This is a genomic window from Enterobacter sp. B79-1 (genome assembly GCF_057444735.1).
The window spans coordinates 33,466-45,978 of the sequence record NZ_JBYAZJ010000001.1 but is presented as its reverse complement, the minus strand read 5'-3'; the positions used below and the strand labels follow the sequence as shown (position 1 = coordinate 45,978).

Annotated in this window: 6 protein-coding genes; 2 read left to right on the top strand and 4 right to left on the bottom strand. The window is 59.9% G+C overall.

Annotated features, from left to right (window positions below):
* Positions 1–286 precede the first annotated feature (286 nt).
* Entirely contained in the window at positions 287–1,684 is a 1,398-nt protein-coding gene (locus AC2T6E_RS00210; protein ID WP_108417810.1) for a NarK family nitrate/nitrite MFS transporter, read from the bottom strand.
* 309 nt (positions 1,685–1,993) lie between these two features.
* Here AC2T6E_RS00210 and narX point away from each other — a divergent pair, with 309 nt between their 5' ends.
* Positions 1,994–3,790 carry a nitrate/nitrite two-component system sensor histidine kinase NarX gene (narX, locus tag AC2T6E_RS00205; RefSeq protein ID WP_486690123.1) on the top strand — a complete coding sequence of 599 codons (1,797 nt, stop codon included), beginning with the start codon at positions 1,994–1,996 and terminating at the stop codon, positions 3,788–3,790.
* Positions 3,783–4,433 (top strand): two-component system response regulator NarL, encoded by a 651-nt coding sequence (narL, locus tag AC2T6E_RS00200; RefSeq protein WP_028018756.1) that lies wholly within the window; start codon positions 3,783–3,785, stop codon positions 4,431–4,433. The genes narX and narL overlap by 8 nt, the downstream gene beginning before the upstream one ends.
* A gap of 1 nt (position 4,434) precedes the next feature.
* Here narL and AC2T6E_RS00195 read toward each other — a convergent pair whose 3' ends face one another.
* From AC2T6E_RS00195 to nirB, 3 genes are all read right to left on the bottom strand, one after another.
* Positions 4,435–5,841, bottom strand: a complete 1,407-nt coding sequence (locus AC2T6E_RS00195; RefSeq protein WP_174339697.1) for a YchO/YchP family invasin — start codon at positions 5,839–5,841, stop codon at positions 4,435–4,437.
* Between the two features lie 202 nt (positions 5,842–6,043).
* Positions 6,044–8,521 (bottom strand): nitrate reductase, encoded by a 2,478-nt coding sequence (locus tag AC2T6E_RS00190; protein ID WP_486690120.1) that lies wholly within the window; start codon positions 8,519–8,521, stop codon positions 6,044–6,046.
* Positions 8,518–12,504, bottom strand: a complete 3,987-nt coding sequence (gene nirB / locus AC2T6E_RS00185; RefSeq protein WP_486690118.1) for a nitrite reductase large subunit NirB — start codon at positions 12,502–12,504, stop codon at positions 8,518–8,520. The genes AC2T6E_RS00190 and nirB overlap by 4 nt, the downstream gene beginning before the upstream one ends.
* Positions 12,505–12,513: the final 9 nt, after the last annotated feature.

Sequence of the window (12,513 nt, the reverse complement as noted above, 5' to 3'; positions counted from 1 at the left end):
GATCAAGGCGGACGGGGTCTCTGGAGGTGGGTGTTACATCAAATACCACCAAAGCGGTATAAATGTAAAATTCGTATCATGATGATTAATATTGATATTTTATATTTATCGTACAAAAAGCAGGGCTAAATTTAACATCTCAGGTATTAAGGGGTAGACCCCACTGGAAAGCGATGGCGATCACAGTGTTACCCGCTGGCTGCCGCTGTAAAGGTCATCAGTATGTTGTAACTATTTTCAACACAAAAAAACGCGGCCCGAAGGCCGCGCAAACGGATAATCACACTTACTTATTTTTCTTGGTATTACGGCCATATACCAGCCACGTAATCACAACGCAGGCGATATAGAAGACGAGGAATACTTTCATGGCCCCTGCCGGAGAGCCGGTCAGGTCCAGTGAGATACCGAACGCTTTCGGGATGAAGAAGCCACCAATTGCGCCAATCGCAGAGATAAAGCCCAGCGCCGCTGCGGTGTCGGTCGCCGCTTCACGCATGGCCTGCTCTTCGGTGCCGCCCTGCGCTTTAACGCGATCCATGGTCAGCTTACGGAAGATGACGGAGATCATCTGGAACGTGGAGGCACTTCCCAGCCCGGCCGTCAGGAACAGCACCATAAACACGCCGAAGAAGGCAATAAAGTTGCCGCCCTGCCCGTTGGCTGGCAGCGTCAGGAACAGCAGCGCGCAGAAGATCGCCATCACCATGAAGTTCACCAGCGTCACGCGCGTCCCGCCCAGACGGTCGGAGATCATCCCGCCAAGAGAACGTGCCAGCGCGCCGACAAATGGACCAAAAAAGGCAAATTGCAGGATCTGCACGTCCGGGAACTGGGTTTTCGACAGCATGGCGAAGCCCGCAGAGAACCCGATAAACGAGCCGAACGTTGCCAGATACAACAGCGCCATGACCCAAAGGTGACCGCGTTTCAGGACCGGTAACTGTTCGCTCAGGGACGCCTTCGACGCGGACAAATCGTTCATAAAGAACCAGGCCGCCAGCGTGAAGACCACCAGGAACGGTACCCAAATCCAGGCCGCGTTCTGCAGGAACAGAGAAGAACCATCCGGCTGGGTCACACCGCCGCCGCCAAAGGCCGCAAAGATGGAAACCGAAATCGCCAGCGGGGCAATCAGCTGCATCACGCTCACGCCCATGTTCCCCAGACCGCCGTTAATGCCCAGCGCACCACCCTGCTTCGCTTTCGGGAAGAAGAAGCTGATGTTCGCCATGCTGGAGGCAAAGTTCGCGCCCGCAAAACCGCACAGCAGAGAGATGATCACAAACACGCTAAACGGCGTGGAGGTATCCTGCACCGCAAAACCGAGCCACACGCACGGCACGATCATGATGCCGGTACTGAAAGCCGTCCAGCGGCGTCCGCCAAACACCGGCACCATAAACGCGTAAGGCACACGCAGCAACGCACCGGACAGGGACGGCAGCGCGGTCAACATAAACAGCTGATCGGTCGTGAACGTAAAGCCGACTTTTGGCAGGTTTACCGCAACCGCACTAAACAACATCCATACGCAAAACGCTAACAGCAGGCACGGAACGGAAATCCACAGATTACGACTTGCTACACGATGGCCGCGCTGTTGCCAGAACGCCGGATCCTCTGGTCGCCATTCTGTAATAACGGGACCATTTTCCCTGTCGGGAGCGGATGAGTGACTCATAGACACCTCTGATTCTCGAATGATGCTGCAAACATTAGGGTTTTAGGGCGGCGGTAAGTTGATATAAATCAAAGGAAAAGTGCGGGGTTTTGTGGCGAAAAAAAAGGCATTACTCTTAGTGAGTAGGAGTAAGGGATAAAAAAGATGTGGTTTTTCACGGTGCTGAGCCATCCTGGCTACTCCCTCCCCCTAACCGTTACCCCTCGGGCAATTTAGAGGTAATCCTTTATTGGTATGGGTATACTCCAGGGTATGCACCAGAATAGCGCCATTCCTGCAGTCAGGTCACGTCAGGAGCCCGGCAACACCATGTTAAAAAGATGTCTATCCCCGCTGACGCTGGTTAACCAACTGGCGCTTATTGTCTTGCTGTCCACCGCGATCGGTGTCACCGGCATGGCGATTTCCGGCTGGCTGGTCCAGGGCGTACAGGGTAATGCGCATGCCATCAACGAGGCAGGCTCGCTACGCATGCAGAGTTATCGTCTGCTGGCCTCGGTGCCCTTAACGCAGGACGACCAGAAGCTGATCGACGATATGGAGCATACGGCTTTCAGCCCCGAGCTGGAAAGTGCCGCCATTCGCGCTGGTCAGAAATCCCAGCTCAAGGCCCTTCAGGGCTACTGGCACACGCAGCTGGAGCCAGGCTTAAAGCAGGCGAACAGCCCCGACGCCGTCGCGCGCGACGTTGCCGGTTTCGTCTCAAGCATTGATACGCTGGTCTCCTCTTTCGATCAAACCACCGAATTACGCATTGACCGAGTGGTTATGATCCACCGGGTGATGGCGCTGTTTATGGGCCTGCTGCTGATTTTCACCATCGTCTGGCTGCGCGCAAGGCTGCTGAATCCCTGGAAACAGCTGCTGGCAATGGCACGCGCCGTAACGAACAGAGATTTTACCCAGCGCACGCATATCAGCGGGCGTAACGAGATGGCGATGCTCGGCCAGGCGCTCAACACCATGTCGGAAGAGCTGTCTGAAAGCTATGCGGTACTGGAACAGCGGGTTCAGGAAAAAACCGCCGGACTCGAACAGAAAAACGAAATTCTCTCTTTCCTGTGGCAGGCCAACCGCCGTTTGCACATGCAGGTACCGCTGTGCGAGCGCCTCTCGCCGGTGCTGAACGGCCTGCAAAACCTGACGCTGCTGCACGATCTGGAGCTGCGGGTCTACGACGTTGAAGACGAAGAAAATCATCAGGAATTTACCTGTCAGTCTGACATGTCCTGTGATGATAAAGGTTGTCACCTTTGCCCGCGGGGTGTACCACCGCTAACGACGACGGGCACCACGCTGAAGTGGCGTCTGACGGACAGCCACACCCAGTACGGCATTCTGCTGGCTACCCTGCCCGCCGGAAGGCATTTGAGCCACGACCAGCAGCAGCTGGTGGATACCCTGGTGGAACAGCTCACAGCCACGCTGGCGCTGGACAGGCATCAGGAAAAACAGCAGCAGCTGATTGTCATGGAAGAGCGGGCCACCATCGCGCGGGAGCTGCATGACTCCATCGCCCAATCGCTCTCCTGCATGAAGATGCAGGTCAGCTGCCTGCAGATGCAGGACGCGGAGATGCCGGAAAGCAATAAACAGCTCCTGAGCCAGATCCGCAACGAGCTGAACACGTCATGGGTTCAGCTCCGTGAGCTGTTAACCACTTTCCGACTGCAGCTGACGGAGCCGGGCCTTCGCCCCGCGCTGGAGTCCAGCTGTCACGAATTTAGCGCCCGGCTGGGGTTCCCGGTGAAGCTCGACTACCAGCTTCCGCCGCGTTTTGTCCCCTCCCATCAGGCGATTCATTTACTGCAGATCGCCCGCGAAGCCCTGAGCAACGTGCTCAAACACGCCAGCGCGACGGCGGTAACGGTAACCGTCAGCCAGCACAATAATCAGGTGAAGCTGACGATTCAGGACGACGGCTGCGGCGTGCCGGAAAATGCCGAGAGAACCAACCACTATGGTTTAATTATCATGCGAGACCGCGCGCAAAGCCTGCGCGGTGATTGCCAGGTTCGCCGGAGAGACACGGGTGGCACGGAAGTGGTCGTCACCTTTATTCCCGAAAAACCGCTTACAACTGTCCAAGGAGAACACCATGACTAATCAGGAACCGGCATCCATCCTGTTGATCGACGACCATCCCATGTTGCGCACCGGGGTGAAACAGCTGGTCAGCATGGCGCCCGATATTACCGTCGTTGGCGAAGCCAGCAACGGCGAACAGGGTATTGAGCTTGCTGAAGCGCTCGATCCTGATTTGATCCTGCTCGATCTCAACATGCCGGGCATGAACGGTCTGGAGACGCTGGACAAACTGCGCGAAAAATCCCTGTCTGGCCGCGTGGTGGTGTTTAGCGTGTCAAATCATGAAGAAGACGTGGTGACGGCGCTGAAGCGCGGCGCGGACGGCTATCTGCTGAAAGATATGGAGCCGGAAGATCTGCTCAAGGCGCTGCAGCAGGCCGCTGCCGGAGAGATGGTGCTGAGCGAAGCCTTAACGCCGGTACTGGCCGCCAGCCTGCGCGCCAACCGCGCAACCTCAGACCGTGACGTAAGCCAGCTTACCCCGCGCGAACGCGATATTCTGAAGCTGATTGCCCAGGGCCTGCCGAACAAAATGATCGCCCGCCGTCTGGACATCACCGAAAGCACGGTAAAAGTGCACGTGAAGCACATGCTGAAGAAGATGAAGTTAAAGTCCCGCGTCGAAGCCGCCGTGTGGGTCCATCAGGAACGGATTTTTTAACTTACTCATCCGGCAGCAGCTTCCACCGTGGATCGTCGTTGGGCAATGCGACCAGCGGTTGAACCACCGTTAGCGCGATCTCATTGGAAGAGACGCGCTGCCCGTCTTTATCTTCCGCGATCACCGACAACCGCCACTGGTTAGTTGCACCCTCAGCGTTATCCCACGCGGGCATAATAACGCTCCAGCCGTCGCTGCTGGTACTGTCAGCCGGTGCGGTCAGGCTCAGCGCCTGCGTATCCCCCTGCCAGTGCAGCTGGCGAATACCATGCTTGCTGCGTATTTGCAGCTTCAGCATAACGGTTTCGCCCCCTTTCAGATCCCACGGCGGCGTTGCCAGATAGACCGACAGCGTTTTGCGCTGGCGGAACTCCATGACCGGCAGGTTCTCCCGCTCTGGCGAATCGTAGCGACTGCCGCGCAGCGAACGCGTCACAGCCACTTCGCTGGCGGACAGCTGTTTGACCAGGGGCACGCCAAACCGATAGTTGAGCTTAAGCCCGAGGTTATTCTGGCTGACGCCGCTCTCTCCCTGCTTATGGGCAGCCGTCAGGGTCACCAGCGGAACGGGGGTATAGTTGAGTCCCAGATTGACCGCCATCGGGTTGTGGTAGCCGGTTCCACTGCTAAACAGATCGACGTTATCGCCAAAATACTGTTCAAAACTGACGCTGGTATTCAGATGATGGAACCACGGCAGCCAGGCTTTAGCAGTGATGTCATACCCGCGCGCCATGCGCTGCTCCTGCAGATCCGCGCTGTCGCGCCAGCTGGCGAACGGCTGATAGTAGTTCGCCGACAGGCGTAGATTTCGCCCCCACGCTTCTGCCCCCAGCCCGGCGCGCTGCAGGTTTTCTTCAAGCAGGTTATCGTAAAAGGTGTTATAGCCCAGCAGCCAGTCTCCGGCGACCCATCGCTGGCCAATCCCGGCATTGCTCACCAGACCGTCCGTCTGTTGCGTCAGGCCCAGCTGGCTCCAGCTCAGGTAACGATTGTTATCGTTCCAGGGAATAAACCAGCTTCCGCTGCTGCCATTGAAATTGCCCTCATCATCTACCAGCAGATTTACGCTGGCGTTACCCCAGGGGGAAAGCCAGGATTCAATTTGCTCGTTCACTTCCCCGCTCACCACATCCCGTACCTGACCCAGTGCAAACTGCTTCGCCTGCTCGCCTGTTGTCAGGCCGTTGTCGGTCATACTGGCTTCGCCAAAGGCCTTGGCCATTTCAGCAAGGTGCTTTTCGCCCTCGCCTGTTGGGGCTGCCATACCGAGATCGGGTAAGCTGTCGCCGTTATTATCAAACGGATTTTGCGCTTGCTGCATAAAGGAATTCGGCGCACCGTGAACGGCTCCGGCCGTAAGAAGGGAGAGCAAAAACAGCAAATGAATGCGGGACGATACAGCCATCAACGTCGTAAATAAGGACCTGTGTTCATAAGGCAATTCTTTTTATGTTAACGCGATAAGCAGTGAAATGCAGGCTTAACGGAAATTCCAGGATTATCCTGAACATTATTGTCGGGTGGCGGCTGCGCCTTACCCGACCTACGGGGCGGCACGAATTTGTAGGTCGGGTAAGGCGCAGCCGCCACCCAACGCCCTTACACCGCTATCCAAACAGCGCTTTCAGCTCGGGCACGCACGAACCGCAGTTCGTTCCGCAGCGCAAACGTGCCCCCAGCGCCGAAATGGAATCGCACCCTCCGGCAATCGCCTCGCGTATCGCGTTTTCCCCGACGCTGAAACAACTACAGATAATGCGCCCCGGATCCACCACCTCCCCCACGCCCTGCCCGTTGAGGAGCGCATGACGTGCAGCAGGCGTTAAGGGGGGCGACTGAAAAGCCGCTTCAATCACCGGGTGCGCCAGCTCCGGTCGCGCGGTTCCTTCCCAGAAGGCAAGCATCAGCTTGCCGTTATGCCAGGCCAGCACGCTGCTACGCTCGCCGGTCTGCGCAACCTGCAGCTGCCAGCCCCTGCCGCTGGCGTAATCCATGACCCATGGCAGGAACGGTTTATTACCCGCCAGCGTCAGGCGAGTCGCTTTGCGCCACCAGTACACAAAGGACGGGAGTTCCGGTAAGTCACGCGCGTAAAGCTCCCCCTGCCAGCCCGGCTGCCAGGGCAGGATCCGGACCGCGGTTTGTTTACTCTCTGGCTGGCCTGAAACCGGGTCAATGCGGCCTTCCACCAGGGCATTGACCTTCCCCTGACGGGAAAATTGCGCATTCCAGTGCATCGGGAGAAACAGCTCTCCCGCCTTTTGAGCATCGTTAATATGGATCCGGGCAACCATCACCCCGCGCGGGGAAACGATTCGCGCCAGCAGCCCCTCGCACACTCCATATCGCGCGGCGTCTGAACGGCAGATGTCAACCAACGGCTCGGCGATATGCTGCATTAATCGTGCGACGTATCCCGTGCGGGTCATGGTATGCCACTGGTCGCGAATACGGCCGGTGTTGAGCATCAGCGGGTACAGGGCATTGATCCCCGCGGCGGGCAACGAGGGGATCACCGGGACAATCCGTCTTCGGGGAAAATGACCGGCGCACCATTGATAAGGCTCCAGCGCATCCCATTCCTCGCGGCTTAACGTCGCCAGTTCACCCAGATTGAGCGCGCGCTCGCCGTTATTTTCAAACGCCGTTAGCGCCGCATGTTCACAAAAAATATCCCGCGGATGTTCCCAGGCAAAGGCTTCGCCATAGCCCAGCCTTTTAGCGACCTGGGCAATAATCCACCAGTCCGGCTTTGCCTCGCCCGGTGCGGGCAGAAACGCGCGCTGGCGCGAAATGCGCCGCTCTGAGTTGGTTACCGTACCGTTTTTCTCGCCCCAGCCCTGCGCCGGAAGACGAATATGGGCAAACCGGCTGGTGTCCGTCTCCTGCATCACTTCAGAAACGATCACCAGCGGACAGGCCGTCAGCGCCTGACACACCGCGTGGCTGTCCGGCAGCGATACGGCGGGGTTGGTCCCCATAATCCACACCGCCTTCACCTCGCCGCGGGCGATGGCGTCAAACAGCTCCACCGCCATCAGGCCTGGCGTCTGCGCCAGCCGCTCGGTTCCCCAGAAACGCGCCACCCGCGAGAGATCGTCCGGCTCGAAGCTCATGTGCGCCGCCAGCTGGTTCGCCAGCCCGCCCACTTCGCGCCCGCCCATCGCGTTAGGCTGCCCGGTCAGCGAAAACGGGCCGCAGCCCTGACGATTGAATTTGCCGCTGGCAAGATGGACGTTGATGATAGCGTTGCACTTGTCGCTGCCGCGGGTGGACTGGTTGATCCCCATGGTGTAGAGCGTGATAGCGCGAGGTGCCGTCATAAACCAGTCGTAAAAGGTGCCAATATCCTGCGGCGAAAGACCGCAAAATGCCGCCACGCGCTCAACGGGCCACTCATCCGCTCCCTGAATCAGGTTCAGCAGGCCGACAAATAATCCGGCATCGCTCCCCGGCGCAAGCGCCAGGTGCAGGTCGGCGATATCGCAGGTGGCGGTGCTGCGCGGGTCAATCACCACCACCTTCATCTGCGGATTGCTGTGCTTTGCCTGCACCAGCCGCTGATACAGCACCGGATGGGTCCATGCAGCGTTGGATCCCACCAGCACGACCAGATCGCTGTTTTCCACATCCTCATAGCTGCACGGCACCACGTCTTCGCCGAAGGCGCGCTTGTAGCCGACCACCGCCGAAGACATGCAGAGCCGGGAGTTGGTATCAATGTTTGCCGCGCCGATAAATCCTTTCATCAGCTTGTTGGCAACATAATAGTCCTCGGTTAATAGCTGGCCGGAGGCGTAAAACGCCACGGCCTGCGGCCCCCATTTGTCGATGATCGCCTGGAGTCGCTCGCCTGCCGCCCCCAGCGCCTGCGACCAGCCCACCTCAACACCGTCAACAACGGGGCGCAGCAATCGCCCCTGTAGCCCCGTCGTTTCCCCCAGGGCCGATCCTTTCACGCACAGGCGACCAAAGTTTGCAGGATGGGTTTCGTCTCCCCGAACGCTTACCGCTCCGCTTTCCACGCTGGCGACCACGCCGCAGCCCACCCCGCAGTAGGGGCACGTTGTCCGGGTTTCCGTCATGAGGCCTCCGCACGCATTACCATCGCGTGGTTCCCGACCCACACCTTGCCGTTTTCAATCTTCACAGGCCAGGCGCGTACCGCAGGTTCACCGTTATCCACCTGGCAGCCATCGCGCAGGCGAATACGCTGCTTGTAGAGCGGTGAAATCACCACCGGCTCGCCCGCCGCATCGCCGAGGATACCGCGTGAAAGCACATTCGCGCTGCTGCCCGGCTCCATATCGTCGAGGGCGTAGACTCGCTGTCCGAAACGGAACAGGGCGATCGGTTTGCGGCCAAGACGCGCGCCAATGCCCGCCTGCTCGGGAATATCGTCGATGCCGCAGATTTCCTGCCAGCGCTTGCTTACATCCGACGGCGCGGCGTTCACCGCGGTGCGGAACAGCGCCAGACGATTGGGATCGCTGAGCGTGGTTTGCCATTCGCACTGATACGTCTCTACCACCCGCGCCATCTCCTGCTCCAGCTCGTGGGCGATACCCAGGCTGTCGTTGACGATCACCTCCCGCAGGTAGTCGAGGCCGCCTTCCAGGTTGTCCATCCAGGTGCTGGTGCGCTGCAGGCGATCCGCCGTGCGGATGTAAAACATCAGGAAACGGTCGACGGTGCGGATCAGCGTTTCATCGTCCAGATCGCTGGCAAAAAGGTCCGCATGGCGCGGCTTCATCCCGCCGTTGCCGCACAGATAGAGGTTCCAGCCCTTATCGGTGGCAATCACCCCCACGTCTTTGCTCTGCGCCTCCGCGCATTCGCGGGTGCAGCCGGAAACCGCCATTTTGATCTTGTGCGGCGCGCGCAGCCCCTTGTAGCGGTGCTCCAGCCGGACCGCGAGGCCGGTGGAGTCCTGCACGCCGTAGCGACACCAGGTCGAGCCGACGCAGGATTTCACCGTGCGCAGGGATTTCCCGTAGGCGTGTCCGGTTTCAAACCCGGCTTCCACCAGCGCCTGCCAGATCGCCGGCAGCTGTTCCAGGGTGGCGCCAAACAGGTCGATACGCTGCCCGCCGGTAATTTTACTGTAAAGATCATAGCGTTTCGCAATCTGGCCGATGGCGATCAGCCCGTCTGCCGTCACTTCCCCGGCGGGCATGCGCGGCACGATGGAATAGGTCCCGTCCTTCTGGATATTGGCGAAGTAGCGGTCGTTGGTATCCTGCAGCGGCAGATGTGCCGGTTTCAGCAGATACTCGTTCCAGCAGGAGGCAAGCACCGACCCCACCAGCGGCTTGCAGATCTCACAGCCGTGCCCCTGCCCGTAGCGGCTAATCAGCTGGTCAAAGGTGCGAATATGGTTAACGCGTACCAGGTGGTAAATCTCCTGGCGCGAGTACGGGAAGTGTTCGCAGATATCCTTTTTCACCTCCACGCCCTGCGCCGCCAGCTGGAACTCCATCACCTGCTTCACCAGCGCGCTGCAGCCCCCGCAGCCGGTCGCCGCTTTGGTGCACTGCTTGATGGCACCGATATCCGTTGCCCCCGCGCTCACCGCCTGGCAGATATCGCCTTTGCTGACGTTATGGCACGAACAGATTTGCGCGCTTTCCGGCAGCGCCGCCACGCCGAGCGCTTTTGGCGCGCTGCCCGTCGACGCGGGTAATATCAGCGTTTCCGGCTCTTTTGGCAGGGCTATCCCGTTGAGCATCATCTGCACCAGCGTGGCGTATTCGCTGGCGTCACCCACCAGCACGCCGCCGAGTAGCGTTTTGCCGTCGTGGCTGACCACGATTTTCTTGTAGATTTGCTGCGGACCGTGCGTCCACTGGTAGCTCAGCGCCCCCGGCGTGCGCCCGTGAGCATCGCCGAACGAGGCCACGTCCACGCCGAGCAGCTTGAGTTTGGTGCTCATATCCGCCCCGGTGAAGGTCTTCTCCTCACCCGCCAGCGCGGCGGCGGCCACCCGCGCCATCTGATAACCGGGCGCGACCAGACCGAAGATTTTCCCCTCCCACAGAGCGCATTCGCCGATGGCCAGCACGTCCGGATCGGAGGTCCGGCAGCCGTCGTCAATGCCGATCCCGCCGCGCTCGCCAATAGCCAGCCCGCTACTGCGCGCCAGCGCGTCCTGCGGACGAATACCGGCAGAAAAGACCACCATGTCCGTTTCCAGCTGTTCACCATCGGCAAAGCGCAGCACCAGTCCACCGTCCGCGGTGGCAATCTCCGTCGTCGCTCTACTGGTGTGAACGCCAACGCCCAGCGCCTCGATTTTCCTGCGCAGCATCGCCGCGCCGTCGTTGTCGAGCTGCACCGCCATCAGATTGGGCGCAAACTCAACCACGTGGGTTTCCAGCCCGAGTTGCTTCAGGGCGTTCGCCGCCTCCAGCCCCAGCAGGCCGCCGCCAATCACCACGCCGCGACGCGAGCCCTTCGCATGCGCGGCAATATTATCGAGATCGTCGAGGGTGCGATAAACAAAGCAGCCCGGCAGATCGTTGCCCGGAACCGGTGGGACGAACGGATAAGAGCCTGTCGCCAGCACCAGCTTGTCCCAGTGGGTTTCATGCCCGCTGGCGGTACGCACCACGCGCGCGTCGCGGTCGATAGCGACAATCTGCTGCGACAGGCGCAGCTCAATGCCGCTGTCGGCAAAGAAATCCCCTTCCACCAGCGAGAGCGATGCCGCGCTGCGCCCGCCAAAATATTCCGACAGATGCACGCGGTCGTAGGCGGCATAGCGCTCCTCGCCAAAGACAACGATCTGATACTGCTGATGCAAATTGCGGTTAACGCAGTCTTCGAGGAAATGATGGCCGACCATACCGTGCCCAACCACCACCAGAGTAGGTTTTGTCATAGCGTTCTGTCCTGCAACCTGCGGTTGCGTAGTGAAACGATCGAACAGCCAGTCCGCGTGGGCGGGCGCAGCCGTTGCCAGTAAATCGGTAAATGTTGCCGCACTGCGGCAGTCGCCCATCAGCAGCACGCCTGCCAGCGCCCCCTGATGGATCAGTAAACGTCGGTAGTGACGGGTCAGCGGATCCCATGCGCTCCAGACCACATCGTCCTCCTGCTCTGCCGCGCGACCGAGGCTAAACAACTCCACGCCGGTCACCTTGAGGCGCACGCCGTTGTCGGTGAGGGTAAACGGCACAGTAACGTCCCCGGCCAGCCGTGCGGCGAGGATATCCGACTGCGCCATGCAGGGGGCGACCAGGCCAAACGTCTGGCCGTCAATTTCGCAGCACTCGCCAATGGCGTAGACGTTCGGTGCGGAGGTCTGCATCTGGTGATCCACCACGATGCCGCGCGCGCAGCGAATGCCGCTGGCGTGCGCCAGCGCAACGTTCGGCTGCACGCCGGTCGCCAACACCACGCGCGTGGCGGCGATGCTGTGCCCGTTGAGCAGCGTCACGCTACTGCCGTTAATGGCCGCGATGCCTGAGGAAAGCTCGCAGCGCACGCCCCGCGCCGCCAGCGCCTCTTCCAGCAGCATGCCCGCCTGCTGGTCCAGCTGCTGCTCCATTAGCCACGGACCGCGATGAACAAGCGTGACGCTGTCACCTGAGCGCGCCAGGGCTGCCGCCGCCTCAACCCCGAGCACGCCGCCCCCCAGCACCACCGCCGGACCGGCGATTGCCTGAATGGCCTGGGTATCCTCCAGAGTACGAAACGTGAATACGTGTGGCGCATCGCCGCCGGGGATGGGAGGAATAAAGGGCGTTGACCCGGTGGCGAACACCAGCGCATCCCAGCCCAGCGTGCGGGCGGCGGTTTGCACTTCCCGTGTATCCACGTTCACGGCAATCGCCTTTTCGCCCCGCAGCACCGTCACGCCGCGCGCCTGGTACCACTCATCATCCTGAAGGCAGATATCCGCCGCCGCTTTTTCACCGCCCAGCACCGGCGAAAGCTGGATGCGGTTATAGGCATGCTCCGGCTCGTCACCGATGACGGTGATAGCGAAATGACCGGCAGCACGCCCGGTGAGCGAGGTAATCAGCCGCGTGGCCGCCATGCCATTTCCGATAATGACCAGTCGCATTAACGCCCC